This is a genomic window from Arthrobacter sp. AK01, assembly GCF_021109375.1.
GTDB lineage: Bacteria > Actinomycetota > Actinomycetes > Actinomycetales > Micrococcaceae > Arthrobacter.
The window spans coordinates 1-26,452 of record NZ_JAJOHP010000021.1 but is presented as its reverse complement, the minus strand read 5'-3'; the positions used below and the strand labels follow the sequence as shown (position 1 = coordinate 26,452).

Below are 26,452 nucleotides of genomic sequence, written 5' to 3'. Positions count from 1 at the left end.
ACTGCTTTCAATGCTCAAGGAGCCCAACCAATGAACCAGCCAGGCGCGCCTGCCGGCGGAAACCGCAACGCAAAGGACCGCCGGGTCACCATGTACCGCAACGGTTCGATCTATACCGCCGCTGATCCGTTCGCCACCGCCATGGTGGTGGACGGCGATACCGTTGCCTGGGTAGGTTCCGAGCAGGCAGCTACCTCCATCGCCGACTCGTCGATGGAGATTATCGATCTCCGAGGCGCCCTCCTGGCTCCGGGTTTTGTTGATTCCCACGCGCACCTGACCGAAACCGGCCTCGCGTTGTCGGGCCTGAACCTCACCGCCGCCCGTTCGGCCAAGGAACTCCTCGACGCCGTCGCTGCTGCCGCTGCCGGAGGTTCCGGCAGCGTCCTGGGACACGGCTGGGACGAGACAGCATGGGACGACTCCACTTTGCCTACCCTCGATGAGCTCGAGCGGGCAGCCGGCGGGCGGCTGGTCTACCTCTCACGCATCGATGTCCACTCCGCCTTGGTCTCCCCGTCACTGGCCGTAGCAGCTGACTTGGACGGCATGGACGGGTTCTCCGGCAGCTCACGGGTGGTGCGTGCCGCACATTCTGCCGCACGGCTTGCAGCACGGCACTTCCCTGCGTCGGAACGACGTGCTTACCAGCAACGAGCCCTTCAGGAAGCGGCTTCCCACGGTTATGTCGCATTGGCTGAAATGTCGGCGCCCCACATCTGCGGACCAGATGACCTCCGGATGGCTGCCTCTTGGAATGACGAGGGAAGCAGCCCGGAGATCCTCCCGTATTGGGGTGAGCTGGCTTCATCGGCAGAGCACGCCCAAAGCATCATCGACGGTTTGGGTACAAGGGTCCTGGGCCTCGCGGGGGACCTCAACATGGATGGTTCCATTGGCTCCCGGACCGCGGCCCTCATGGACGACTATGCGGATGCGCCAGGGCACCGGGGCAGCTTGTATCTCTCAGTGGATGATGCGGCCCGGCACCTTGCCGCTACGTCCCAACTGGGCATCCAGGCAGGCTTCCATGTCATCGGCGATGCTGGCCTCGATGCGGTCCTTGGAGCGTTGGATGCAGCAGCGGCCGAGGTGGGAGAGCAGCGTATTCGAGCCGCGGGCCACCGACTTGAACACGTTGAGATGGCCGATCAATCGGCCATCGACAGATTGGCCAAGTACTCCATCACAGTCAGCGTCCAGCCGGGTTTTGATGCCGCATGGGGCGCTGCAGGCGGACTCTATGACCAGCGACTGGGCGGCCGGAGCAAAGCCATGAATCCTTTCGCTTCCTTCTATGCAAGCGGAGTGCCGATTGCGTTTGGCAGCGACAGCCCTGTCACGTCCTTGAGGCCGTGGTCCAGTGTTCGGGCGTGCCTGGAGCACAACAACCCGGAGCAGCGGATTTCTGCCAGGGCTGCATTCCTGGGCCACACCCGGGCGGGGTGGCGGGCTGCGAAGCACCGAAACCCCCTGATGGGCCAACTGGTGCCGGGTGCACCTGCCAGCTTCGCCGTGTGGGAAGTCGAAGAACTCATGGTTCAGGTGGCAGACAGCCGCGTACAGTCCTGGAGCACGGACCCCCGGGCGCGGACGCCGCTGTTGCCTGCGCTGGACACCGGCAGCGATCCCCGCTGCTTGCAGACGGTCCGTGAGGGCCAAGAGCTGTTCGCCCACGAAAACCTCCGCGCCTAGCCCGATCATTTTCCTGCCCCGGGAGGGTCACTGAACTGGGCAGACACATGGAACCGCAGGTCACCGGCCGGTTGACAGTGTGGGGGGAGTCCGTAGCATTGAGGCTCAACGGACAATCAACGCAGCGGCAAAAGCCGGGGCTTGGGGGTTCGGCCGTGGCCGGAACACGTTCATGGTGGCGGCAAACAGGTGGGCAGGTCCGCAGCGACCCAGAAAACAGTTCGTCAGGGATTCTATGCCCGGCGCCACTGGTCCTGGGCTTGTGGACCTGCCCGCGGCATTCCGGTCCCTCTCCACGCCAGTGCCTGTGTCCGACACCACAGCCGCTCAAGGAGTGCCCGCCGGCGTCCTATAATGGAGAGTTGCGCCAGAATGCCAGCCGCCAGGCTGGTCCGGCACACTGACCGCTCCATCAAGGAAAGGCCTCTTCTTGCGTGTCCTGACGATCATTCCCACCTACAACGAGCTCGAATCGCTCCCCGTGACACTGGGACGGCTGCGCGCAGCTGTTCCCGAGTCTGATGTTCTGGTGGTTGACGACAACAGCCCTGACGGCACGGGACAGCTTGCCGACGAGTTCGCCGCAGCGGATACCCAGGTGCACGTCCTGCACCGTAAGGGCAAGGAAGGACTCGGCGCCGCCTACATCGCCGGTTTCAAGTGGGGCCTGGCCGCAGGATACGACGTCCTGGTGGAGATGGATGCTGACGGTTCACACAAGCCGGAGCAACTGCCACTGCTTCTCGATGCCGTCAAGGACGGCGCAGACCTCGCAATGGGCTCCCGTTGGGTTACCGGTGGAAGTGTCGTTAACTGGCCGCTGTACCGCCAAGCCATCTCCCGCATCGGCAGCACCTACGCGCGCATCATGTTGGGTGTAAAAATCAAGGACGTAACGGGCGGCTACCGCGCCTTCAAGCGCACCACGCTTGAGGCCCTGAACCTGGACGAAGTCGAGTCGGTTGGCTACGGCTTCCAAGTGGACCTCGCGTGGCGGGTGGCCAAACTTGGCCTCCGTATCGAAGAACGCCCCATCACGTTCGTGGAACGTGAACTTGGTGCCTCCAAGATGAGCGGCAACATCGTGGTGGAAGCCATGATCAACGTCACCAAATGGGGAGTGGCGGCACGCTGGGCTAAGCTCACCCGCAAGTCACCTGCCATCGCAAAGTAGTAGCAGCAGAAGAAAGGCCGGGTCCGGGTGCGTGGGGGACCCCGGCCGGGGGGTGGGGGGGGGGGGGGGGGGGGTTGGGGGCCCCCCCCCCCCCCCCCCCGGGGGCCGCCCCCCCCCGGGGGGGGCCCTACCCCCCCCCGGCCCCGGGCGCCCCCCCCCCCCCCCCCCCCCCCCCCCCCCCACCCCCCCCCCCCCCACAACTCCCTCCCCAACCCCACCCCCGCGGGGCCGGGTCGCGGCCCCCCCCCCCCCCCCCCCTTTCGTGTCTGCGTTGCAGGCTATGCGGAACGACGCTCTCCACGGCGTTCACGCAGAATGTTCAAACGATCCTCAAGGATCTGCTCCAGTTCGGGAAGGCTGCGACGTTCAAGGAGCATGTCCCAGTGGGTACGCACAGCTTTCTCATTGGCATCCACAGGACGCTCGCCGTCAACCAGAAGCGCTTCCTTGCCCGTCTTGGAGACCCAAACCGGGGGAATCTCGGCTTCGGAGGAGAAGGTTACGAAGACCTGCTCGCCATCCTCGCAGCGGTACTCGACCCGCTGGCGCGGTGCCGGTTCAACGCCGGACTCGGTTTCCATGCTTTGGGCGCCAAGACGCATACCCCGCAGGCTGCGATCGCTCATGATTACTCCCTCTGTCTGTTCGCGGAGCAGGAACTCCGCGCTAGCCGTAAGCCGTTTTCACGTTCCTTACGGACTACTTCTGCACACCTTGCATCACTAATTGCAACGCCTGGCAAAGCTTTTATGTTCCATCCACACTGAACCAGCCGGACAAATATCCCATTATACGCGGAACAGGTCCTACTACTCAAAAGGCGGTATCGCCAACGAGCGGCCAGCCGGATGGCTGACCGCTCGCAACGCCGTCAATAGTAGTTATTCAGCGGGCTTCGCGTGTTCCCCGGATGCCGTGGGTGCAGAGGCCTTGGGTTCCTCATTGCCACCGAAGAGACCAACAGGGGAGTCCCCGCCGTTCCCACCGAGGGCGCCACCAATGCCCTTGAGCGCTTCGCCGACTTCACTCGGAATGATCCAGAGTTTGTTCGAGCTTCCCTCAGCGATCTTCGGGAGTGTCTGCAAGTACTGGTAGGCAAGGAGCTTCTGGTCCGGGTTTCCCTTGTGGATCGCGTCGAAGACCTTCTGGATGGCTTGGGCTTCACCGTCAGCACGGAGGATGGCTGCTTTCGCGTCGCCCTCAGCAGCGAGGATAGCGGCCTGTCGCTGGCCTTCTGCGGTGAGGATCTGGGACTGCTTGGTGCCTTCAGCGGTCAGGATGGCTGCACGGCGGTCACGCTCTGCGCGCATCTGCTTTTCCATCGAGTCCTGGATGGAGTGGGGCGGATCAATCGCCTTCAGCTCCACGCGGGATACGCGGATGCCCCAGCGGCCCGTCGCTTCGTCGAGGACTCCGCGCAACTGACCGTTGATCTGGTCACGGGACGTGAGGGCCTCTTCAAGGTTAAGCCCACCAACCACGTTACGAAGCGTGGTGGTGGTCAACTGCTCCACGGCCTGGATGTAGTTGGCGATCTCGTACGTTGCTGCCCTTGGATCGGTGACCTGGAAGTAGACCACGGTGTCGATGGAGACCACCAGGTTGTCTTCTGTGATGACCGGCTGCGGCGGGAATGACACTACCTGTTCACGCAGGTCGAGCAGCGGCAACAGCCGGTCGACGAACGGGATCAGGATGGTAAGTCCCGGGTTGAGCGTGCGCTGGTACTTGCCGAGTCGTTCAACGACGCCGGCACGCGCCTGCGGGATGATCCTTACCGAGCGGACCAACACGATGATGACAAAAATGACGAGAACAATCAGCACAATTGCTGCTGCTGTTCCTCCTAAGCCGTCCATACATCTCCTTCGTTCCCCAATTGCGTGGTTTGATGCGGCTATGCGCGGGCGGGCTGCCCAACCCGGCAACCGACTAAATCAATGGGCGCGCTTCAGCGCGGGCTGTTGTCGGCAGACGAGGCGACTACCGCCGTCGCGCCGTCAATTTTGGTGACCTGGACTGTCGCACCGGCGTCGAGGACTCCCGCGGTGCTCCGTGCACTCCAGACGTCACCACCAATTTTGACGAGTCCGCTGGTTCCGCTCACGGCTTCTATGACGAGAGCGGACTGCCCAATCAGGCGGTCGATGTTGGATCGTTGTTCTTCGGGCCCCTTGTGGAGGTGCTTGAGCGCAACGGGCCGCACGAAGGCAATCATGAGGAGGGATACTACGGAGAAGATGACGATCTGCAGCCAAAAATCGGCGCCGGCGAAGTCAGCGATCAGCCCAGCGAGGGCTCCGCCGCCCAGCATGATGAAGAAGAGGTCGAGAGTCAGCATCTCCACCACTGCGAACGCGAGGAAGACCGTGAGCCAGAGGGCCCACCAATTCTCGCCGAGCCATTCAAACATCCGTTCCCCCTTGGTCCCGGATCCCGCGGGCGGGATCACAGTCGCTGTCCTTCCATCCTAGCCCGACGTACCGTCCCACGTCAGGACACGTTGAACACGCTGATCCGGAACTTCGCCGTGGTGGACACCAAACCGTCCAGTTCGGCGAGTTCGGACAGCTGCCCCGGGCGGAGATGGTGGCCGGCCGGGCCCATGACGGCGACGTCGGCCACCTCCGGTCCACTCAACACCAGGGGAATATCCAGGCTGTCGCTGGTCCCTGAACCGAAGTGCCCCCGCATGGTCTCTGCCAGTCGCTCTTCTTTGCCTTCTTCGATACCCAACATGCCTGTCCGGGCAGCGATTTCGGCAAGGTGGCCCGGCCGGGGTGTCACGATGACCAGTTTTCCGCCGGGGCGGAGCACGCGGGCGAATTCTGCGGGGTTCCGCGGGGCAAAAACCACCATGACGGCGTCCACGGAATTATCCGCCACAGGCAACGGGCGCCAAATGTCCCATACCAGGTTGATGGACTGCGGGTTGAGGCGGGCCGCCCTGCGGAGAGCGAACTTGGAGATATCCAAGCCGATGGCAGTGGCTCCGGTTTTCCGGACTACTGCGTGGAGATAATGACCGGTACCGGTGCCCGCGTCCAGAACCACCCCATCGGGTTGTTCAAGCACGCCAGCGGCTATGTCGGCAACTGCATCAGCCAGGGCGGAGTAGTGCCCGCCATCGAGGAACCGGTAACGTGCCGCCACCATGTCCGCCGTATCAGCTTCGAACACGGTGCCCTTACCAGTCAGCATGTTGAAGTAGCCCTGTTTCGCGGCGTCGAAAGTATGTCCGGACCGGCAGGCAAGTGTCCGCTGCGGGTCCGCCGTGAGATTGAACGCCCCTTGGCAAACAGGACAACGGAGGGCAGCGACGGCGTCGGACAACATGGCTTCAATCCTACGGCGGGACGGAGTGTCTGGTGCCGCGCGCGTGGCCGCCGGGCTAGGCTCACCCTCGTGAAACCCGAGCAACTTTCCCTGCTGAACTCTGTGTCCGCCCCGGCCATCCACCCCGATGGGACCAAGGCGGTGGTATCTGTCACAAGGCCGGATTTTGATGCTGACAGTTACGTCGGCCAGTTGTGGAGCATCCCCTTGGACACCACCAAACATCCGCGTCGCATCACCCGGGGCTTCAAGGACACCTCCCCGGCTTTCTCACCTGATGGCTTGGTCCTTGCCTTCCTTCGCAGCGAGCCCGACGGGAAGCCGCAGTTGTTCGTCGTGGAGGCGGCCGGTGGCGAGCCGCAGCGAATCACGGATCAGCATGCCGGAGTGGGTAGTTTCGAATGGGCGCCCGACTCCCACCGAATCGCCTTCGCGGCCCGCGTGCCGGAGCAGGGGCGCTACGGAACGGTCGACGGCGTCACGGCAGGCGGCGAGGACGGCCGCCTCATCACAACCAATCAGTACAGGGCGAACGGCCTGGGATATACCTCCGACCAACGCCAGCAGTTGTTCGTCGTTGAGGTCCCGGAACTGGGTGGCGAGCCGGCAGTCGCCCTCAGGGGGCGGGCCGCACACGAACAACCAGCCCGCGTGGTCTCAGGCGTTCCTGCAGCCAGGCAGATCACCTTTGGCGATGCTGACCATGAGTCTGCGTGCTTCTCTTCTGACGGTTCACAGCTCTATTTCGTGGCAGGCCTGCAGGAAGGACACGACGACGACCTGGTCACCTCGATCTACCGCGTCGATGCTTCCGGAGGCCAGCCCATCGCCGTCGACCCATCCACAGGAAAGCGGCAGACCGTCACCGAGGTCCGCACATCAACTGACGGTCAGTGGCTCTTCTACCTTGCCCAGGACATGGGAGAAACGGGCAAGGATTTCGTGGCACGCAACACCTCGCTCCATGCCATGCCCATCGGCGGGGGAGAGGCCACACGACTGACCGATGTCGAATACCTGGATGTCTCCGGGCCATTGGAGCCGAGTGGTCCCGCAAGCGTGCTGGTCCTGAACACGGCCCTGGGAAGCGTCGAACTGCTGGATGTTCCCGCGGAAGGCGGGATCACACCGCTTGTCCATGGCGCCAGGGTGGTCATTGGGGCAACCGTGGCGGCCAACGGAGAAATTGCGGTCAGTTATTCGGATGCCGCCACCGTGGGCGATGTGGCGTCGCTGGAACGAGGTGAGCTGCGCCTGTTGACGGACTTCTCTGCAGGCCTCAGGAACAACTCACGGGTCAGTGAACCAGTGGACTTCGAGGCATCCGCTGAGGACGGCCACCCCATCCACGGTTGGCTGGTGCTGCCTGACGGGCCCGGCCCACACCCCGTCCTGCTCAATATCCATGGCGGACCGTTCGCGCAGTACACCGGCGCCTACTTCGACGAAGCACAGGTTTACTCTGCTGCCGGATACGCAGTGGTGATGTGTAATCCGCGCGGGTCTTCCGGGTATGGCCAGGCCCACGGGCGGGCCATCAAGGAGCGCATGGGCACACTGGATATGCAAGACGTCCTTGCGTTCCTGGACTCCGCCCTGGCGGCGGTGGATGCGTTGGACGGGGACCGCGTAGGCATCATGGGCGGTTCCTATGGCGGCTACTTGACCGCATGGACCATTGCCCATGACCACCGGTTCAAGGCATCGATCGTGGAACGCGGCTTCCTGGACCCCGTCAGCTTCACTGGTTCATCTGACATTGGCTGGTTCTTTGGCGGAGAATACACCGGGGGTACGCCTGAGCAGATGGCAGCCCAGAGCCCTATGGCCGTCGCGGGCTCCGTCAAGACTCCGACCATGGTGGTTCACAGCGAAAATGACTTACGCTGCCCCATTGAACAGGGACAGCGCTACTATTCACAGTTGAAGGCCCAAGGCGTGGAAACTGCCCTGCTGGTGTTCCCCGGCGAGGACCACGAACTGTCCCGATCCGGGACTCCGCATCATCGCAGGCAACGCTTCGAACACATCCTTCGCTGGTGGGCGAAGTTCCTCCCCACGGCGTCAAACCAGCCTCACGCCCAGCAATGACGTCCCGGGTTTCAGCGCTGGAACCCGAGAGCCCGGGCGGCATCCTCAATCTCCGGAGCAGACCAACGCGCCGAGTGCTCTTCGTTGCTGGACAGCGACCGGATTTCGGCTCGGTCCAAGTACAGGCAGCCGTGGAGGTGGTCGGTTTCGTGCTGGACGATACGGGCCTGCCATCCTGAAAACCACTCTTCCATGGGCTCGCCGGCGGTATTGGTAAAGCGCAACTCGACGTTGCGGTGGCGTTTCACAACAGCCTGGTAGCCGGCGACTGAGAGGCATCCTTCGTAGAACGAGGCTGTCTCAATCCCGAGCGGCCTGTACTCCGGGTTGATGATGGCGAAGAATTCCAGGTGTTCCCGGTGGCGCACGGCCGCAGATGCCGGGTCAACCTCGTACTTGTCCTCAAGCACGGCCACTTGCAAGGGGATCCCCAGCTGCGGAGCAGCGAGGCCAACCCCCGGAGCATCGTGCATGACATCGCGCATCCGATCCACCAGGGCCATCAACTCTACGTCGTCGATCTGGCCATCGAACGGGGCGGCCATCTGGCGCAGGACCGGGTGCCCCGCCTGGACAATGACCGGGAGCTCTTCCGAATCAAGCAGTCGGCGGACAGTGTCCCTGATCTGCGTGGGATTGAAGTCAGTGGCAGGGCTCTTGGCCTCGGGATGAGGTTGGTGCGTCATGTGTTGAGCCTAACGCGGCAGTTGCCCGCGCCGGTGGACTAGGCTCGACGGATGAGCGATTCCACCCCTTTGGACCGTGTACTGGGCTTCGTCAAAACAGTTGAAGCCGGCGGCGGAGCTGCTGAGCTGCGGCCCTTCCTTGCCGAGGACTTCAAACTCACCGAGTGGCCGCATGCCTTGTCCAAGACAGGCTCCACCAGGACCCTCGCGGAAACGTTGGCCGGCGCCGACCACAGCAAGGAAATTGTTGCCAATCAGCGGTTTGACGTTGTCCGCACCACCAGCCAGGAAAATCGGGTAGTGCTGGAAATGAACTGGTCTGCCACGCTGCTCCTTGACCTGCCCCATTGGGATCGCGGCGACACCATCCGTGCCCGGAGCACCGCCGTTTTCGAGCTTCGCGAAGGTTTGATCATCAGCCAGGACACCTACGATTGCTACTACACAACGCCGGAATAGCTAGCGCATGGTGAAGCGTCGCTCCACCAAGCCTGCGACGGCGGGAACCTGAAGAGCACTGGCGAAGAGCTTGTTTCTGGCGTCCATGACATGAGGTGCCAGCGGTCGGCCGAGAGCCATGTTCAACCCGGCCTGTCTGGATGCCCGCAGAGCTGCACTCCGGCGTGACTTTTCGAAGTTCTTCAGAATTCGCCCCACATCGTCCCCCCGGAACGAAGTGCCCATGATGGGCGCGAGTGCAGCGGCGTCCAGCCATCCCAGGTTCATGCCCTGCCCTCCGATAGGGCTTATTTCGTGCGCAGCGTCCCCGAGAAGGACCAGACGGCCGTGAACCATCCGCTTCGCCAGCCGTGAACGCACTTCGAAGGCGCTCACCATCGTGTTGGTGCCGGCATCCAGTACCTCGCCCGTCCTGACCCCAACCAACTCAGCCAGCCCGGCCGCCGTCGAGCCATTGTCCGGCGCTCCCAGCCTTACCACCCACCTGCGCACGCCACCTGGCAGCGGAAACGACTCCACAATCCCCGCAGGCTCCAGAAACAGGACGGCGTCGCTCCCATGCCCGGTTGTATCCGCGAAGTCGCCCATGATGTAAGAGTCCGGATAGCTCCGGGACGGAAGGTGCGGCAGGACCCGCTGACGGAATAACGAATGCGCTCCATCAGCAGCCACCGCCAGGCTGGCACGGAGTTCACGTCTCCCTGAAGATGAGTCCGCCACGATGTGGACGGACCTGAAATCGTCCACTACCTCCTGAACATCGGCGCCGCGGATAATGGCCCCCGGGTCCAATGCCATCACCGTCTTCTCGAGGATGTTCTCCGTGATTGCTTGCGGCACTGCAAGGATGAACGGATATGCGGGGTCGCCGTCGAACGCCAAGGTGGCAACCTTCTGCCGTTGGCTGTAGGCCACGCCCTGGCGGATATGGACCCCGGCCGCAATCAGCTCGTCGGCGACCCCGGCTCGCGCCAACTCCGCCAGCGCTGGAGGGTGGATGCCGATGGCCCGTGAACGGCCACTCCTGGTGATGCGGCGCTCCAGGATGCGGACCTGGTGCCCGCCCTGGAGCAACAACGCACCCATGAAGAGTCCCACCGGACCGGCACCGACAATCACAACGTCAAGCATGTTCTTGCCTTTGGTCCTGGGTCACGGCAAGGCGCCGCTCATGGACGAGCAAGTTATGCCACGGGCCGTTTCTTTCGACCCGCCATTCGTCGGGCACCGCTGATGCCAGTTCCGCCGCTGTATAGCTGCGCTTGATGGACGTCAGGCCATCACCCCAAATGTAGGAACCCAGGCCCAAGGGCCAAAAGCCTGCAGCGAACAACAGGTAAGCGACATTGCTGCGATTGAGGTCATTGTGGAGGACAAGGCTTTTACTGAGCGACTCAGAGTCGCGCAGTACGCCTTCGAATTGCCCGGAGTCGAGGTGGTGGAGGATATGGTTCGAGATCACGATGTCGTAGGTCCGTGCCTCCCGAACGAGCTCGGAGCTATGGGCCTGACGATAGGTAACTCCATCCACGCCTCGAGCCTGTGACGCGAATGCATACGCCCTAGCGTCGGGATCGATGGCTGTCACCTCGAGGGTGAAGCCATCCTGCTGAGCCCACAGCGCAAGGCGCCGGGCAACGTCTCCGCTGCCGCATCCGATGTCCAGCAGCGATCCTTTCGTGCCTGCCGTCAGCAGGGGCCGGATCCGTTGGTGGTAGGTGCCCCGCCACCCCGAAAGCAGGCTGTTGACCACCGGAAACCTGGCGTAGGTCTTATTGAGGCGTTCGGAGTCGCAGTCGGCCCTGTCCATCTCCTCAATTGCGTGCAGATCCCTGTCCTGCAGGGATCCCCATGGACTCACAGGGCAGGGGAGACCAGAGTAAAGAGGCCAGTCTCCACCGTCAGGCCCGGACCGAAAGCCATGGAACAGATGCGCTCCTCACGGTCCGTGGCTGGCTTCTCCATCATGTACTTCAGGACAAACAACACCGTGGCGCTGCTCATGTTGCCGTACTCGCGCAGTGTCTCCCGGGCAGGCACCAACTGTTCCTGTGTCAGCTCCAGCTTGGATTCCACCTTGTCCAGGATGCTGCGGCCACCGGGGTGGATGGCCCAATGTGTGATGTCCCTATAAGGGAGCCCGGCCAGCTGAGGCTCCTTCGCGAGAAGCGGCTCCAAGGCTCCGGTGATGTGTTCTTCGATGATGTGCGGAACGTACGAGCCCAGCACCATTTCGAATCCTTCGTCGCCGATGTTCCAGGCCATGGCTTCCTCGCCCACCGGGGTGAGGACAGTTTCGAAATGGTCCAGCCTGATCACCGGATCCGGCCCCTCCGGTTCACGGGCGGTGACGATTGCTGCCGCCGCGCCGTCGCCGAAAATGGCTGAGCCCATGATCGTGTCTGGATCATTCGAGGTCCTGACGTGAAGGGAACAGAGCTCAACACAGATCACCAGAACCACAGCCTTGGGATCGGCCATGCAGAACTGCTTGGCTGCCTTGAGTGCCGGGAAGGCGGCATAGCAGCCCATGAATCCGAGGTGGTACCGCTGCACAGCAGGGTTGAGCCCAAGGGCCCGGACCACCTTGTAGTCGGGTCCTGGATTGAAGAAGCCAGTGCAGGAGACCGTAATGACGTGGGTGATGTCGTCCAGGTCGATGCCGGACGCTTGAGCCACAGCCGTCTTTCCTGCCTCCACGAAAAGCTTGGTGGCTTCGGTGGCGAAGATTTCGTTCCGGACCTTGGTGCTGGGGCTCAGGACCCTGTTGGTTTCGGGATCGAAGAACCTTGGATTCTCGGGATGGGCGTCAAGGCTGAGCTCTTCGACCGCGGTGTAGCGGGTGTCGATGGCTGCTGAATCAAAACAGGTGGTGACCAGACGCGTTCCCAGCCGGGTCAGGCCTGGCTGGGACGCAAAAACTTCGCGTGCTTGTTGCTGGACGAGGATGGTTGGCGGAACTGCGGTTTCAAGGGACCTCACGTATACCGGCATGCTTCATTCTTAGTGAGTAAACCTGTGAAGACAATGGCAGAATCAAACGTACTGACCGAGGTTGGTCAAGGTGAGCCAGGCGACGCCGACGGGGAACTGTTGGGCAGCGCCGCCTAACAGATGGAGAAATCATGACTTTTGCCGCGGGCGCTGACACGCAATCTCCCGATTCGCACGTTGCTGACACCCACGACCTGATCCGGGTTCAAGGTGCGCGTGAAAACAACCTGAAAGACGTCAGCATCGAGATTCCGAAGCGTCGGCTCACAGTGTTCACGGGCGTTTCCGGGTCCGGGAAGAGTTCGCTGGTATTCGCCACGATCGCTGCAGAATCGCAGCGCATGATCAACGAAACGTACAGCGCGTTCGTGCAAGGCTTCATGCCGTCCCTGGCCCGACCGGACGTTGACATGCTCGAAGGGCTGACGACGGCGATCATCGTGGACCAGGAGCGAATGGGGTCCAACCCGCGGTCAACGGTGGGTACGGCCACCGACGCCAACGCGATGTTGCGGATCCTGTTCAGCCGCCTGGGACACCCCCACATCGGCTCACCCAACGCCTACTCCTTCAACGTCCCAACAGTGAAGGCCAGCGGTGCCATCACTGTGGAGCGCGGCGAGGGCAAGACCAAGACTGAGAAGGCCTCCTTCAACCGCTTGGGTGGAATGTGTTCGCGCTGTGAGGGCATGGGTTCGGTCAACGACTTCGATCTGACCGCACTGTACGACGACAGCAAGTCCCTCAGTGAAGGCGCACTTACCATCCCGGGCTACACCATGGATGGCTGGTACGGACGCATCTTCAGCGGTTCGGGTTTCTTCAACATGGACAAGCCCATCGCCAAGTTCACCAAGAAAGAACTCCACGATCTCCTGTACCGTGAGCCCACCAAAATCAAGGTAGAGGGCATCAACCTTACTTACGAAGGCGTGATCCCCAAGATCCAGAAGTCCATGCTGAGCAAGGACGTCGACGCGCTCCAGCCGCACATCCGGGCGTTCGTTGAGCGGGCCATCACGTTCACCACGTGCCCTGAGTGCGAAGGAACGCGCCTGAGCCCCGAGGCAAGATCGTCGAAGATCAAGGGCAAGAGCATCGCAGACGTGTGCACCATGCAGATCAGCGACCTTGCCGCTTGGATCCGCGACCTCGACGAGCCTTCCGTTGCTCCGCTCCTGAAGGGACTCCAGCACCTCCTGGATTCCTTCGCCGAAATCGGACTGGGCTACCTTTCCCTTGATCGGCCCGCCGGCACGTTGTCCGGGGGAGAGGCACAGCGGACCAAAATGATCCGGCACCTTGGCTCGTCCCTGACAGACATTACGTACGTCTTCGACGAACCCACCATTGGGCTGCACCCGCACGACATCGAGCGAATGAACCAGCTCCTGCTGCAGTTGCGGGACAAAGGAAACACCGTCCTGGTGGTGGAACACAAACCCGAGACGATCGCGATTGCCGATCACGTTGTGGACCTGGGACCGGGCGCCGGTACCGGCGGCGGCACCGTCTGCTTTGAGGGCGATCTTGACGGTTTGCGGGGGAGCGACACCATTACCGGTCGCCATCTCGACGATCGCGCCTCCATCAAGGAGGACGTCCGTTCGGCGGCCGGCAAACTTGAAGTCCGCGGCGCATCAACGAACAACTTGAAGGACGTCGACGTCGACATCCCCCTCGGCGTTCTCTGCGTGCTGACCGGCGTGGCTGGCTCCGGAAAAAGCTCCTTGATTCATGGATCGGTCGCAACCCGCGACGGTGTCCTCGTGATCGACCAGGGCGCCATCCGCGGGTCCCGCAGGAGCAATCCTGCCACCTACACGGGACTCCTGGAGCCGATCCGCAAAGCCTTCGCCAAGGCCAATGGCGTGAAGCCGGCGCTGTTCAGCTCTAACTCCGAAGGCGCCTGCCCCACCTGTAATGGCGCCGGCGTTATCTACACGGACCTCGGCGTCATGGCGACCGTTGAATCCACCTGTGAAGAGTGTGACGGAAAGCGCTTTCAGGCGTCAGTTCTGGAGTACAAACTGGGGGACCGAAATATTGCAGAGGTGCTTGCAATGTCTGTCAATGACGCAGAGGGCTTCTTCAGCGAGGGCGAGGCACGCACCCCTGCCGCCCACAAGATCCTTGACCGCCTTGCCGATGTTGGCTTGGGCTACCTGACCCTCGGCCAGCCACTCACAACATTGTCCGGCGGTGAGCGCCAGCGCCTCAAGCTGGCAACGCAGATGTCCGAAAAGGGCGATATCTACATTCTGGACGAACCGACCACCGGCCTGCACTTGGCCGATGTCCAGAACTTGCTGGGAATGCTGGACCGATTGGTGGAGTCCGGCAAGTCAGTCATCGTCATCGAACATCACCAGGCTGTCATGGCTCACGCCGACTGGATCATTGACCTTGGTCCGGGCGCAGGACACGACGGCGGCAAGATTGTTTTCGCTGGCACGCCCGCCGAGCTTGTGGCTGGCAAGTCGACGCTCACCGGCAAGCACCTGGCCGCCTATGTGAGCGCCTGAGACTTCCTCGCGTGGCGGGCCGGCAGAGTCCATGCCGGCCCGGCGCCTTCCTGATCCCTTGCATCAGTAGGAGCCTCAATTCGCAGTGTCCCACTGAATGTGATGCCGATACACCCAATCAAAGTTGTCCGTGGACGTCCGTGCGATCCCACGGAAGACCACGGGCAGCACCAGGTCCTCGAAAACGCGCTTGAACTGGCCGCGGATCTTCGGCGCCGCATTTCTGCGCCCCCATTCGACCACCGATTCCGCCCGGGTCCTGCGTTCGTTCTCATAACGCCCCAGCGCCTCCGGAATTGCGTCCGGCTCCAGCCCCTGGAGCGAACGACCCAACGTGACCGCATCTTCGATTGCCATGGAAGCTCCCTGACCGGACGACGGCGACGCTGCATGGGCGGCATCGCCCACCAGAACAAGCCTCTCGCGGTGCCAGCGGGGAATGCTTGGAAAATCCGAGGTCGTGTAGGGCCTGATGATGTCATCCGTAGCGGCGATAATGGCCGCCATTATCGTACGGTCCCCGGCGACGAGCCTGGTCAACCAAGCTTTGCGGGCGCCGGCGTCCAAGGTGGCGGGATCTTCAGAGGACCGTTGCAGGGGATTGGCAAACCACCAGATCCGGCCGTCGGGATCCTGCATGTAGCAATAGAAGCAGCGCTTACCGAAAACCATCTTCATGCGCCCGGCTTCGACGTCCATCGGCCCGGGCTCCAGAACCCCGGCAGGGACTATGCCGCCCGTGTTGAGCAACGGAATGATCCTGGGCGCCGGCGACGTGGGGTCTATCAACGTTCTGACGCGTGAATGAAGGCCATCGGCACCAACCACAATGTCCCCACGTTCTGTGGTTCCGTCGTGGAACACTGCCCTCACGCCGTCGCGGTCTTCTTCCACCATGGTCAGCCGCTTGTTGTAAACGATGCGGATACCGAGCCGACCGACTTCTTCCCTGAGCAAGCTGTACAGCTCGGAACGGGTCATCGTGCGGGCAGTGGTTCCGTCGGGCAGGGACCCGCCGAAGTCGAAGTCCATGAGGTGTTTGCCGTTACTTCCCAAGTACATGGACATGAGTGGAGTACTGAAACCCAAGTTGTCTGCTGCCGCTTTGAGTCCGAGGGTTTCCAAGGCATCGAAACCGTTGACGGCCACTGTCAGGAAGCCGCCGATACCATCCGACGGCGCTCCGTAGGCTTCGAAAATGACAGGTCGATGACCGGCCTTGTGCAGCGCTATGCCGCTGGAGAGTCCGCCAATACCAGCACCCACAACCATGCAATTCAACATCAGAGCCTCCAGTTATTATTTCGTTCGGTCGAACGAAATATATCGCTGAGACTCGGGTGCGTCAATCCTTTCGGAATCGCGAAATACCTTGCTAGCCTCTGAGGATGCACTCAGACGGCGACGCGGACGCTCGAAAGGCCCTGCTGGAAGCTGTTTTCGCTTCCGGCCGGGAACTATCGACGGCGGCCGTGATGTTCCACACGAAACTCTCCGAACTCCGAGGGTTGTCCGCAACCGAAGGTAAAGCCATAGATATCCTTCTTCGGTTCGGGCCCATGACGGCAGGAGAATTCGGCCAGCATTCAGGCTTGGCGCCAGCCTCGGTGACCGGGCTGATGCAGCGGCTGGAAGGCAAAGGCATAGCCCGCAGGGTCAGGCATGACGAGGATAAACGGAAGGTATTGATAGAGCTGATCGGCGACCAGGTAACTGCCGCTACGCCATACTTCGTCGATTTCATGAGTGGATTGACGGGCTTACTTGAGGGCTACAGCAACGACGACCTGCGTGTCATCGCCGATTACTCCGCCAAGGCCGCGGAAATCCAGAAGAACGCAGCAGCGCGCTTGGGAAACGAAGCAGGCTGACGCTCAGCCCGACACCCCTCCCGGGCACTCGTTCATAACGCCGATAATCTACATTATGTAAAGTAAAGGGAATGAGTCTCCCCCGAGCTCGGCCAATCAACCGATGCGTCGGCAATGGCCAATCCTGTCGGAAGTCCTTATTGACCTTGTTGGTCCCCGGCGATGTTGACAAGCCACCCGATTCCGAACTTGTCGACGCACATCCCGAAGGTGTCGCCCCAGGGTGCCATTTCCAGCGGCACCGTCACGGTTCCGCCGTCGACCAGTTTGTCCCAGTAGCCACGGAGCTCGGCTTCATCGGCGGATTCCCCACTCAAGGAGACGGACATATTGTCGCCGGGGTTGTACTGCATGCCATTGGGGGTATCAGCGGCCATCAGCGTCAACCCGCCCGGTGTCTCCAGCATGGCGTGCATGACCTTGTTGGCCTCGGCCGGGTCTTCACTGGCCTGATAGTCGCCGAATGTGCTGATGTTCAGTTCGCCGCCGAAGACTGATTCGTAGAAGGTAATGGCATCGCGGGCGTTGTCCTGGAAAGAGATGTATGGATTGAGGCGGGTTGTCATTGGTCGGTTCTCCTCATGGTTGTGATGTGTGCGGCCGTGCTAGCAGCGCCGCGAGGCGCCTGTCTTACAAAGTTTCAGTCGCCGTCGTACGCCTTTTGCAAGGCGTTGATGTCCAGTTTTCGCATCTTCAGCATTGCCTCCATTGCACGCCGTGAGCCTTCAGGATCCGGGCCGTTCAGCAGTCCGGTCATTGCTGTCGGGACAATCTGCCACGACAGGCCAAACTTGTCCTTCAGCCAGCCGCACATGCTCTCCTCACCCCCGGCAACGAGGGCGCCCCAATACCGGTCGACTTCTTCCTGGGAATCGCAGTTGACTACCAGCGAAACTGCCTCGTTGAATGTGAAAGCCGGTCCCCCGTTGAGGCCCATGAACTGCCTGCCCTCAATCTCGAACTCGACGGTCAGGGCACTGCCATCAGGCCCCGGCATAACCTGCCCCATGGATGAGTTTCCGAAGGTAGACGTGTAGAACTCCGCGGCCTCAACCGCCTGGCCGTCGAACCATAAACACGTGGAAATCTTTTGCATCAACCACTCCTCAAGGATCTTGGGAAACGCTGGTCCCCCGACCGAGGCTAGTACCGCCGGTCACCGCGCACAATGCACGACGGAGAATCCACCCGACGTCGGTTGTCCCACCGAACCACCGGGCTGCTGACAGTGAAAACCGCTAGTCCCCCGCGGTCCGGACCCGGCTGACCAGCCCCACGGTGTTGGCCTCACTGTCCTCAATGAACGCCATCCACTCTTCTGAATCCCGGGGTCCCAAGGTGTCGTCGTCATGGGTAAAAATCATGTGTGGCTCCGCGATGATCCTCACGCCCCGGTTCCGAAGTGCTGCCACGGTTCCGTGAAGGTCGCCCACCTCCAAATAGATCAGTGCCGAAGGCGCTCCCCTCTCCAGCAAGAGCCGGACACCGCCAACATCAAAGAACAGGAGTCCAGGGGGTTCGAACAGGGCACTCGGTTGGGCGTCCAGCAGCGCAGAGTAGAAAGCTGCCGCGCGCTGCAGATCCTCGGCGTGCTGGGCCACTTGAATAAGTCTCAAGGCGTCCTCCTACGCTGGTTTGGTCCTTTGGCTCCTGTCATCATGGCTGTCACGCCCGTCAACAGGCAAGGAGGCGCCGCAGCCCGGACTTCGCCCCTTTGGCCCATGCCGGATAGTGTCAGGAGCATGCTTTCATCATCCAGATCGTGGATCCCGGCAGTACTTGCCGACGTCGTGTTGATCCTTTTATTCGCTGCTATCGGCCGGGACGCGCACGCACGGGGCGACATAGTCTCCGGCGCCTTCTCCACGGCGTGGCCATTCCTCGCCGGAGCAGTCATCTCCTGGACCGTCTCACGCGCGTGGCGGGCCCCGTTTGCATTGTGGCCGTCCGGCGTAGCCATCTGGATCGGCGCGGTGCTTGTTGGGATGCTGCTGAGGGCCGCCACTGGCCAGACGGTAGTGCTGCCCTTCGTCATTGTGGCGACGATCAGCCTCGCGGTTTTCCTGCTCGGGTACCGTGCACTGGTTGCAGTGCTGGTGCGTGCAGCGCAGGGACGGCAACGCGGTGTTTGATCAAGTCGCGTCGCCGGAGAATGCACTACGCTGGAAACAGTCCGCAACGATGCTTTTCCGGAAAGGCCCCACGTGATCACCGCTTTCGTCCTGATCAAGACCGATGCCTCACGCATCCCGGAGACAGCTGAGCAAATCTCTGCCATTCAAGGCATCAGCGAGGTCTATTCCGTCACAGGCGAGTGGGACCTCATTGCGGTAGCCAGGGTCACTAAGCACGACGAGCTTGCGGACGTGATCGCCGACCGCCTTTCGAAGGTTGACTCGGTGGTCCACACCACCACCCACATTGCCTTCCGCGCCTACTCGCAACACGACCTTGACGCAGCCTTCGCACTGGGGTTCGAGTAGCAGTTCGCGTTCTGGAACCAGGAGGAATGCCCGAACTCAGCTCCGGCTGAGTTCGGTCCACTTCGCCAGCACGTGGGCAGCCTTGCCCGAATCAACGGATTCTGCTGCGCGGGCAAACGCATGACGCATACGCGAGATCAGGCTGCCGTCGGCGTGCAGATCAAAAGACACCAGTCCGGCTGCGGCATTGAGGAGGACTGCATCCCGTACCGGGCCGGTCTTCCCGTCAAGGACGTCCCGGACCACGCCTGCGTTTGCGGCGGCATCGCCGCCTCGAAGGTCGGCCACCGTTGATGGCACGATTCCGAGTTCCGACGGCGAGAACACCTGCTCAGTGACCGTTCCGTCCCTGATTTCCCAAACTGTCGATGGCCCGGTGGGCGTGAGTTCATCAAGGCCGTCATCACCCCGGAAAACCAGTCCACGACTGCCGCGGCGCGCCAGGACTCCAGCCACGAGCGGTGCCATCCGGGCATTGGCTACACCGACGGCGGAAGCCTGTACGTGCGCCGGATTTGTCATAGGACCAAGGAAATTGAATGCCGTTGGAACGGCGAGTTCCCGGCGCGGGACAGCAGTGTGCCGGAAGGAGGGATGGAAGACCTGCGCGAAACAGAACGTGATTCCGGCCTCCTCCGCATTTCGGGCCACCTGTTCGATCGAAAGGTCCAAGCGGACGCCCAAGGCCTCCAGCACGTCCGCTGAGCCAGAGGTCGAAGAAGCGGCCCTGTTTCCATGCTTAACCACTTTGGCCCCGGCCCCGGCAGCCACAAGCGCTGCCATGGTGGAGATGTTCACGGTGTTCAACCGGTCTCCCCCGGTTCCCACGATGTCCAACTTCTGCCCGGAGATATCGATCGGGTTGGCGTGCTGCACCATCGCTTCAACCAAACCGGCCAACTCTTCGACAGTTTCGCCCTTGGCCCGCAGAGCTACCAGGAAGCCCGCGATCTGCGCCGGAGTCGCTTCGCCGGCCATGATGGTGTTCATGGCCCACTCTGTGTTGCCCACTGCAAGGTCGTCGCCGTTGATCAGTGCTGAGATGAGCCCTGGCCAGGTATTGCTGGCTGCAGGTGCCGATGCCGGAGAAGTCACTCCCTGATGCTATCGAGCCAGCCACGCCGATGACCAATGTGAACGCGGCCGGGAACTTTTCCGCGCGAATTCGCGTCTTTGTAGAAAAAGTCTCCCGAATCGGTGGTTTGCATTGGGAAGTCTGGACTTTTACAGACATAATGTCCTTGTGACATCTGCGACCCATGCCCCCAGTACCCCGGCGCACCCGACGCTGAACCGCCCCAACCTGGTTTCTGTTGGAACCGTTGTTTGGCTGTCCAGTGAGTTGATGTTCTTCGCCGGCCTCTTTGCCATGTACTTCACCCTGCGCTCCACATCCGGATTGATGTGGGCCGAGGAGACGGCCAAGCTCAACTTCCCGTTTGCGCTCGTCAACACCATCGTCCTTGTGGCAAGTTCGTTTACTTGCCAGATGGGCGTCTTTGCCGCCGAGCGGCTCGAACCCCGCCGCACGGGCGGCCCGCTCCAATTCACCCGCTGGGGCATGACTGAATGGTTTGTCCTTACCTTCATCATGGGTGCCTTCTTCGTAGCCGGGCAGACCACGGAATACGCCATGCTCGTCTCGGAGCACGTGTCCCTGTCGTCCAACGCCTACGGCTCCGCCTTCTACATGACAACAGGCTTCCACGGCCTGCACGTCATTGGCGGCCTGATCGCGTTCCTGTTCATCATCGGCCGTGCGTTTGCGGCTAAGAAGTTCGGGCACTTTGAAGCTACGTCGGCGATCGTCACCTCGTACTACTGGCACTTCGTTGACGTTGTGTGGATCGGCCTCTTCCTGGTCATCTACGTCCTCAAGTAAGCCCGGCTTTGACTCTTTTTCTACAAGAGGCAGAATTTCAAGAAGCGGCTCGCGGAGCCGACGCAGGATCGAATAAAGGAACCACCACGTGAAGGCACTCTCGCAGAAGCGACGTCACCCACTGGCAGCCATAGCGCTGCTGTTGATGGGCCTCCTCCTCACTGGTGGGCTCTACGCCGTTGCCACAACTGTCAACCAGGCCAAGGCCGACACCACAAGCTTCAGCGCAAGTGACGTAGAAGAAGGCGGCAAGCTCTTTGCCGCCAACTGCGCCACCTGCCACGGCATGGGTGCGTCCGGAACCCAGGACGGCCCCTCGCTGGTCGGCGTGGGTGCTGCTGCAGTTGACTTCCAAGTTGGTACCGGTCGTATGCCCATGCAGATGAGCGGACCGCAGGCCCAGCAGAAGCCCGCCCAGTTCAACGAGGAGCAGACCAAGCAGCTCTCTGCTTACGTTGCTTCCCTCGGCGCAGGCCCGGCCATCCCCGAGGAACACCTCCTGGACGGCAAGGGAGATGCAGCCAACGGTGGCGAACTCTTCCGAGTCAACTGCGCCATGTGCCACAACGCTGCCGCTGCCGGCGGCGCCCTGACCCGCGGTAAGTTTGCCCCCGCGTTGGCAGGTGTCAGCGCAGAGCACATCTACGAAGCCATGGCGACCGGCCCGCAGAACATGCCCGTCTTCAATGATTCCAACATCACGCCTGAAGACAAGCGCGACATCATCACCTTCCTGAAGACCATCGAAGCCGACGGTTCACCCGGTGGCGCCGACCTGGGTTCACTTGGACCCGTATCCGAAGGCCTCTTCGTTTGGGTTGCCGGCTTGGGTGTCATCATCGCATTCACGATCTGGCTGACGTCCCGTACGTCCTGATCCGGACACCACAAAAACTTCTGCTGCATGGTCAGCAGTTTGAAACTGAAAATAACTCGGCTCCGGCCGGGACAACGAGAGAAGGATGAGGCGAATTATGGGCAACCATAGTGACGGCAGTCCGAACCACTCGGGCACCGTAGCTACGGCTGGTCAGAATGAGGTGGAGAAGTTCCAGGATCCTGGACTCCCTCCGCATCGTTTGCGCCTGGCTGACACGGACCCGGTAGCCGCAAAGCGCGCCGAGCGTCAGGTAGCCATTCTGTTTGGCACCTCCGTCATCGGTACGCTGGTCTTCCTGGTGGCATACTTTGCCATCGACCTTGGCGACGACACCACCATTGCGACCATCCGTACCCAGAACCTTCTTCTGGGACTCGGTACGGCCTTCGCGATGCTTGGTATCGGCACCGGCATCGTGCACTGGGCCAAGGCCCTGATGCCCGATCACGAAGTGTCTGAAGAGCGCCACGCTATCCGTACCGAAGAAGATCGGCAGGCAGCAGTCCGGATCGTCGACGACATCGTCGATGAGACCGGCATCAAGCGCCGCCCGCTGATCCGCAACACCCTTCTTGGTGCCGTTGCGCTTGCCCCGCTGCCCGCTCTCGCCATCTTCGGCGACCTGGGACCGCGTCCTGACGATGCCTTGGCACACACCATGTGGGCTCCCCAGGACGGAAAACTCAAGCGCCTGACCCGCGACCCCGATGGCACCCCCATCAAGGCCTCGGACGTCACCATCGGCTCGGCCTTCCATGTCATCCCCGAAGGCCTCAACGAGCTCCACGAAGGCAAGCTGAACGAGAAGGCAAAAGCCGTCGTTCTGCTGATGCGCCTGGATCCCAACTCTTTGAACCCCTCCGAGGGCCGAGAAAGCTGGAGCTACAACGGAATCGTTGCCTACTCCAAGATCTGCACGCACGTCGGTTGCCCGGTTGCTCTCTATGAGCAGCAGACGCACCACCTTCTGTGCCCCTGCCACCAGTCCACTTTTGACCTTACGCAGGAATGCAAGGTCATCTTCGGACCGGCAAGCCGTCCGCTCCCCCAGCTGCCCATCGCAGTTGACGCAGAGGGCTACCTCGTCGCCACGAGCGACTTCAGAGAACCTGTAGGACCGAGTTACTGGGAGCGTGACGAGCATGAGCGCCTCATCAACAGCTGAAGCCCCCTTCGTTCCGAAGACCAAGGTTGGTAGTTTCACCAACTTCGTGGACGAGCGTGTGGGCGGCTCCGGCATCCTGCGTGAGTTCGGCCGGAAGGTGTTCCCCGACCACTGGTCGTTCATGTTCGGTGAGGTGGCGCTGTACTCCTTCGTCATCCTGCTGATGTCAGGTACATTCCTGACGTTCTTCTTCGATCCGTCGATGGCGGAAACCCATTACCAGGGTTCATACACTCCGCTGTATAACGTCGAAATGTCCGTTGCTTACAGCTCTTCGCTGAACATCTCGTTCGACGTCCGTGGCGGCCTGTTCATGCGCCAGGTACACCACTGGGCAGCCCTGCTGTTCGTGGCATCCCTTGGTGTTCACATGCTGCGCGTCTTCTTCACGGGTGCGTTCCGTAAGCCCCGCGAAATGAACTGGGTGGTGGGCGGCGTCCTGCTCATCCTGGCAATGGCAGCAGGCTTCACCGGCTACTCGCTCCCCGATGACCTGCTCTCCGGTAACGGTCTGCGCATCATCGACGGCGTGATCAAGTCGATCCCGGTCATCGGCACGTACACCTCGTTCTTCCTCTTCGGGGGAGAATTCCCGGGTACCGCCATCATTGGCCGCCTTTATGTCCTGCACATCCTGCTGGTCCCCGCGCTCATCCTGCTGATGATCGTGATCCACCTCTTCATGGTGGTTGTGCACAAGCACACCCAGTACCCCGGCCCCGGTCGCAACGACGGCAACGTCGTCGGCTACCCCCTCGGCCCGGTCTACGCAGCCAAGGCCGGTGGATTCTTCTTCATCGTCTTCGGCGTCCTGGCGCTCATGGCAGCCGCTTTCACGATCAACCCGATCTGGAACTACGGGCCCTACGACCCCTCTCCGGTTTCCGCTGGTACCCAGCCCGACTGGTACATCGGCTTTGTCGATGGTGCGCTGCGCCTCATGCCCGGCGTCATCAACGACTTCCACTTCGAGTGGGTCATCTTCGGACGTACCTTGACGTTGAACGTATTGCTTCCGGCACTTGTACCCGCCGGAATCATCTTCACTGTGCTGTTCATGTACCCGTGGATCGAACGCTGGATCACCAAGGACAACCGCGAACACCACGTTCTCGATCGTCCGCGCAACGCTCCTACCCGCACGGCGATCGGTGTTGCAGGGTTCACCTGGTACTGCGTGATGTGGGCTGCAGCTGGATCCGACCTTATTGCGACACACTTCCACGTATCGCTGAACGATGTGACCTACTGGCTCCGGACGCTGTTCTTCATCGGCCCGATCCTTGCTTTCATCGTGACCAAGCGAATCGCTCTCGCACTCCAGCGCAAGGACCGCGAAATTGCCTTGCACGGCCGTGAAACCGGACGAATCGTCCGGCTCCCCCACGGTGAGTTCATTGAGGTCCACGCTCCGCTTGACGAGTACAAGCGGTACAAGCTCGTTGGGTTCGAATCGCCGGCTCCCCTGCCAGCCGAACCGAACGAACATGGCGTTGTCACCCGCAAGGAAAAGCGCCGCGCGGCACTTTCCAAGTGGTTCTTCGAGGACCGCGTTGCCCCGGCAACTCCGGCAGAGCTCGAAGCCGCCCACGCACACGGCCACCACGAGGCCATTGCAGCTGGCGAAGACCAGAAGAGCCTGAGCCACTAGCGCTTAGCACTCAACATTGAAGTAGGGCCCGGTCCATCCGACCGGGCCCTGCTTTTTTGTCTTCTTTAATGGACTGTCCGGGCCAAGCCCGTGGTGTTTGGCCCGGGAGCGACCCTTGGAGTGCTACTGGGTTCGGTATCCCGACGAATAGTTTCTCGTAGGCCGAACCCCTGGTCGCTGCAGGGGAACCCAAAGTTTGTAGCGGTCTGCCCGATAGTAGGAAACTGAATAGTCCACCATGGCGCGGGCGACGAAGGCGTGGCGCTGAATCTTGAGCAAGGGGGCACCGACGTCGACGTTGAGGAGTCTCGCGGTGGAGGGAGAGGCCGCTGTGGCCTCAATCATGTCCTCACCCCACTCCATGACCAAGCCGAAGCGTTCGCTCAAAACGTTGTACAGCGAGGTAGGTGGTGCCTCATCCAGCAGTCCCGGAACCCTGTGCGCCGGGATAAAGTTCTCGTCAACGCTCATTGGCTCGTTGTCGGCCAGCAGAAGTCGTCGGAAGCGAACCAACGGGGTACCCTCCTCCAACTGGAGCTCCCGGGCGAGGAACGCACTGGCACCAATCTGTTCGAAACTCAGCACCTTGGCCGCAGGGACCATGCCTCGCCGCTGCATTTCCTCGCTATAGGAAGTGAGCTTGACTTGGAGATCAAGCTTTGGCTTTCTGACGAACGTTCCAAGCCCTACTACGCGCTCGATCACCTCTTCACCCACCAAGGCGTCGATGGCCTGACGAACGGTCATACGCGCCAGACCGAAGCGTTCCGAAAGATCTCTCTCCGACGGAAGCGCTGATCCAGGCGGGCAGGATTGCGCAATGAAGGCCCGGAGGATTTCACGCAATTGAACATAGATTGGCGTGCCGCTGCTGCGGTCGATCTCGCCGGCAATGTTTGCCGCCTCAGGCACGGCAGCTGTCCAGCAAATGAGTCATGTATCAAGGATAATTCAGTGAGGCTTCAGGTCTAGACCACTGAACCGCGATGTGGAGCAGGCACTACCCCTGAGGCTACGCTGGTATGGATCATTTTCTGACGGGACACCGTCATAACAAAGACGGGACACCGTCATAACAAAGGAGTTGGGTTGCCGGAGCAGAAGGCCTTCGTTGCCGCCGAAATCGGATTGCACGCCCGGGCAGCCGCGGTATTCGTCCGCGCCGTCACCGAAACCGGTATGCCGGTCACCATTCGAAAGCAGGGTGGTCAACCAGTCGACGCCCGCTCCCTACTTGAGGTCATGACCGAAGACTTCGGTCACGGCTGTGAAGTCTATCTAGAGGTGCAACCAGGTGCCCTCAGCGCCGAACAGACGCTGTCGGGAGCCGAGAATGCGCTGATCGCCCTCTCGGCCGTTCTTGAGGCCATAGAGGCCCGCTGAGAGGTACTACCCGCCCCAGGCTGAACGACCTCGTGCCGGATCCTCGGCATGAGCTTAAAGAGAATGGGGGGGCCCCCGCCGGGGGGGGGGGGGGCGAGTGGTTGTGTGGGGGGAGGGGGGGGGGTGGGGGGGGGGGGGGGGTAGAGACGGCCGCCCCCCCCCCGCACCCCCCCCCGC

At 61.6% G+C, this 26,452-nt stretch carries 27 protein-coding genes; 13 read left to right on the top strand and 14 right to left on the bottom strand.

The window, feature by feature from the left end; all coding sequences use genetic code 11:
• The first annotated feature begins 30 nt into the window (after positions 1-30).
• Positions 31-1,695, top strand: a complete 1,665-nt coding sequence (locus LN996_RS09425; RefSeq protein ID WP_231340132.1) for an amidohydrolase — start codon at positions 31-33, stop codon at positions 1,693-1,695.
• A gap of 430 nt (positions 1,696-2,125) precedes the next feature.
• Entirely contained in the window at positions 2,126-2,869 is a 744-nt protein-coding gene (locus LN996_RS09420) for a polyprenol monophosphomannose synthase (RefSeq protein WP_231340131.1), read from the top strand.
• A 278-nt stretch (positions 2,870-3,147) separates the two neighbouring features.
• Here LN996_RS09420 and LN996_RS09415 read toward each other — a convergent pair whose 3' ends face one another.
• From LN996_RS09415 to LN996_RS09400, 4 genes are all read right to left on the bottom strand, one after another.
• Positions 3,148-3,495 carry an RNA polymerase-binding protein RbpA gene (locus tag LN996_RS09415; protein ID WP_011774875.1) on the bottom strand — a complete coding sequence of 116 codons (348 nt, stop codon included), beginning with the start codon at positions 3,493-3,495 and terminating at the stop codon, positions 3,148-3,150.
• A 255-nt stretch (positions 3,496-3,750) separates the two neighbouring features.
• Positions 3,751-4,728, bottom strand: a complete 978-nt coding sequence (locus LN996_RS09410) for an SPFH domain-containing protein (protein WP_231340130.1) — start codon at positions 4,726-4,728, stop codon at positions 3,751-3,753.
• Positions 4,729-4,820: 92 nt separating this feature from the next.
• On the bottom strand, positions 4,821-5,282 hold the full coding sequence (locus tag LN996_RS09405; RefSeq protein WP_231340129.1) for an NfeD family protein: 462 nt from the start codon (positions 5,280-5,282) through the stop codon (positions 4,821-4,823).
• A gap of 80 nt (positions 5,283-5,362) precedes the next feature.
• The gene (locus LN996_RS09400; protein WP_231340128.1) at positions 5,363-6,205 is read right to left on the bottom strand and encodes a methyltransferase domain-containing protein; all 843 of its coding nucleotides are present in this window, start codon (positions 6,203-6,205) and stop codon (positions 5,363-5,365) included.
• Between the two features lie 69 nt (positions 6,206-6,274).
• On the opposite strand from LN996_RS09400, the gene LN996_RS09395 reads away from it, so the two are divergent.
• Positions 6,275-8,296, top strand: coding sequence for a S9 family peptidase (locus LN996_RS09395; RefSeq protein ID WP_231340127.1), 2,022 nt, complete (start codon positions 6,275-6,277; stop codon positions 8,294-8,296).
• Positions 8,297-8,307: 11 nt separating this feature from the next.
• On the opposite strand, the gene LN996_RS09390 is transcribed toward LN996_RS09395, so the two are convergent.
• Complete coding sequence (locus LN996_RS09390) at positions 8,308-8,982, bottom strand: peptide deformylase (protein WP_231340126.1); 675 nt, start codon at positions 8,980-8,982, stop codon at positions 8,308-8,310.
• A gap of 51 nt (positions 8,983-9,033) precedes the next feature.
• On the opposite strand from LN996_RS09390, the gene LN996_RS09385 reads away from it, so the two are divergent.
• Positions 9,034-9,441: a nuclear transport factor 2 family protein gene (locus tag LN996_RS09385; protein ID WP_231340125.1), complete on the top strand. Its 408-nt coding sequence runs from the start codon at positions 9,034-9,036 to the stop codon at positions 9,439-9,441.
• On the opposite strand, the gene LN996_RS09380 is transcribed toward LN996_RS09385, so the two are convergent.
• The 3 genes from LN996_RS09380 to LN996_RS09370 are packed head-to-tail and all read right to left on the bottom strand — an operon-like array spanning position 9,442 to position 12,435.
• Positions 9,442-10,572, bottom strand: coding sequence for an NAD(P)/FAD-dependent oxidoreductase (locus LN996_RS09380; protein WP_231340124.1), 1,131 nt, complete (start codon positions 10,570-10,572; stop codon positions 9,442-9,444). It abuts the gene before it with no gap.
• Positions 10,565-11,302, bottom strand: a complete 738-nt coding sequence (locus tag LN996_RS09375) for a class I SAM-dependent methyltransferase (protein ID WP_374202215.1) — start codon at positions 11,300-11,302, stop codon at positions 10,565-10,567. The genes LN996_RS09380 and LN996_RS09375 overlap by 8 nt, the downstream gene beginning before the upstream one ends.
• Positions 11,299-12,435 (bottom strand): type III polyketide synthase, encoded by a 1,137-nt coding sequence (locus LN996_RS09370; RefSeq protein WP_231340122.1) that lies wholly within the window; start codon positions 12,433-12,435, stop codon positions 11,299-11,301. The genes LN996_RS09375 and LN996_RS09370 overlap by 4 nt, the downstream gene beginning before the upstream one ends.
• A 131-nt stretch (positions 12,436-12,566) precedes the next feature.
• On the opposite strand from LN996_RS09370, the gene LN996_RS09365 reads away from it, so the two are divergent.
• Positions 12,567-14,960, top strand: a complete 2,394-nt coding sequence (locus LN996_RS09365) for an excinuclease ABC subunit UvrA (protein ID WP_231340121.1) — start codon at positions 12,567-12,569, stop codon at positions 14,958-14,960.
• Between the two features lie 75 nt (positions 14,961-15,035).
• Here the strand turns inward: LN996_RS09365 and LN996_RS09360 are convergent, their stop codons facing one another.
• Positions 15,036-16,244, bottom strand: a complete 1,209-nt coding sequence (locus LN996_RS09360) for an NAD(P)/FAD-dependent oxidoreductase (RefSeq protein ID WP_231340120.1) — start codon at positions 16,242-16,244, stop codon at positions 15,036-15,038.
• Between the two features lie 104 nt (positions 16,245-16,348).
• On the opposite strand from LN996_RS09360, the gene LN996_RS09355 reads away from it, so the two are divergent.
• Positions 16,349-16,831: a MarR family transcriptional regulator gene (locus LN996_RS09355; RefSeq protein ID WP_231340119.1), complete on the top strand. Its 483-nt coding sequence runs from the start codon at positions 16,349-16,351 to the stop codon at positions 16,829-16,831.
• A 137-nt stretch (positions 16,832-16,968) separates the two neighbouring features.
• Here LN996_RS09355 and LN996_RS09350 read toward each other — a convergent pair whose 3' ends face one another.
• The 3 genes from LN996_RS09350 to LN996_RS09340 form a co-directional block, all read right to left on the bottom strand.
• On the bottom strand, positions 16,969-17,397 hold the full coding sequence (locus LN996_RS09350) for a VOC family protein (RefSeq protein ID WP_231340118.1): 429 nt from the start codon (positions 17,395-17,397) through the stop codon (positions 16,969-16,971).
• Between the two features lie 74 nt (positions 17,398-17,471).
• Positions 17,472-17,927: a VOC family protein gene (locus tag LN996_RS09345; RefSeq protein WP_231340117.1), complete on the bottom strand. Its 456-nt coding sequence runs from the start codon at positions 17,925-17,927 to the stop codon at positions 17,472-17,474.
• Positions 17,928-18,069: 142 nt separating this feature from the next.
• Positions 18,070-18,447 carry a VOC family protein gene (locus tag LN996_RS09340; protein WP_231340116.1) on the bottom strand — a complete coding sequence of 126 codons (378 nt, stop codon included), beginning with the start codon at positions 18,445-18,447 and terminating at the stop codon, positions 18,070-18,072.
• 126 nt (positions 18,448-18,573) lie between these two features.
• Between LN996_RS09340 and LN996_RS09335 the strand changes: the two genes are divergently transcribed.
• Complete coding sequence (locus LN996_RS09335; RefSeq protein ID WP_231340115.1) at positions 18,574-18,963, top strand: DUF3054 domain-containing protein; 390 nt, start codon at positions 18,574-18,576, stop codon at positions 18,961-18,963.
• 72 nt (positions 18,964-19,035) lie between these two features.
• The gene (locus LN996_RS09330) at positions 19,036-19,314 is read left to right on the top strand and encodes an Lrp/AsnC family transcriptional regulator (RefSeq protein ID WP_144648325.1); all 279 of its coding nucleotides are present in this window, start codon (positions 19,036-19,038) and stop codon (positions 19,312-19,314) included.
• 36 nt (positions 19,315-19,350) lie between these two features.
• Here LN996_RS09330 and trpD read toward each other — a convergent pair whose 3' ends face one another.
• A complete protein-coding gene (gene trpD / locus LN996_RS09325; protein ID WP_231340114.1) occupies positions 19,351-20,409 on the bottom strand; it encodes an anthranilate phosphoribosyltransferase in 1,059 nt (352 codons plus the stop codon).
• 148 nt (positions 20,410-20,557) lie between these two features.
• Between trpD and LN996_RS09320 the strand changes: the two genes are divergently transcribed.
• The 4 genes from LN996_RS09320 (at position 20,558) to LN996_RS09305 (ending at position 24,892) form a co-directional block, all read left to right on the top strand.
• Positions 20,558-21,196, top strand: a complete 639-nt coding sequence (locus LN996_RS09320) for a heme-copper oxidase subunit III (protein ID WP_090821562.1) — start codon at positions 20,558-20,560, stop codon at positions 21,194-21,196.
• Positions 21,197-21,284: 88 nt separating this feature from the next.
• Positions 21,285-22,073, top strand: coding sequence for a c-type cytochrome (locus tag LN996_RS09315; RefSeq protein ID WP_231340113.1), 789 nt, complete (start codon positions 21,285-21,287; stop codon positions 22,071-22,073).
• Positions 22,074-22,170: 97 nt separating this feature from the next.
• On the top strand, positions 22,171-23,241 hold the full coding sequence (locus LN996_RS09310) for a ubiquinol-cytochrome c reductase iron-sulfur subunit (protein WP_231340112.1): 1,071 nt from the start codon (positions 22,171-22,173) through the stop codon (positions 23,239-23,241).
• Entirely contained in the window at positions 23,219-24,892 is a 1,674-nt protein-coding gene (locus LN996_RS09305) for a ubiquinol-cytochrome c reductase cytochrome b subunit (RefSeq protein ID WP_231340111.1), read from the top strand. Before LN996_RS09310 ends, LN996_RS09305 begins: the two co-directional genes overlap by 23 nt.
• 123 nt (positions 24,893-25,015) lie before the next feature.
• Here LN996_RS09305 and LN996_RS09300 read toward each other — a convergent pair whose 3' ends face one another.
• Positions 25,016-25,804 carry a GntR family transcriptional regulator gene (locus LN996_RS09300; RefSeq protein ID WP_231340110.1) on the bottom strand — a complete coding sequence of 263 codons (789 nt, stop codon included), beginning with the start codon at positions 25,802-25,804 and terminating at the stop codon, positions 25,016-25,018.
• A 177-nt stretch (positions 25,805-25,981) separates the two neighbouring features.
• Here LN996_RS09300 and LN996_RS09295 point away from each other — a divergent pair, with 177 nt between their 5' ends.
• Positions 25,982-26,275 (top strand): HPr family phosphocarrier protein, encoded by a 294-nt coding sequence (locus LN996_RS09295; RefSeq protein WP_231340109.1) that lies wholly within the window; start codon positions 25,982-25,984, stop codon positions 26,273-26,275.
• Positions 26,276-26,452 lie beyond the last annotated feature (177 nt).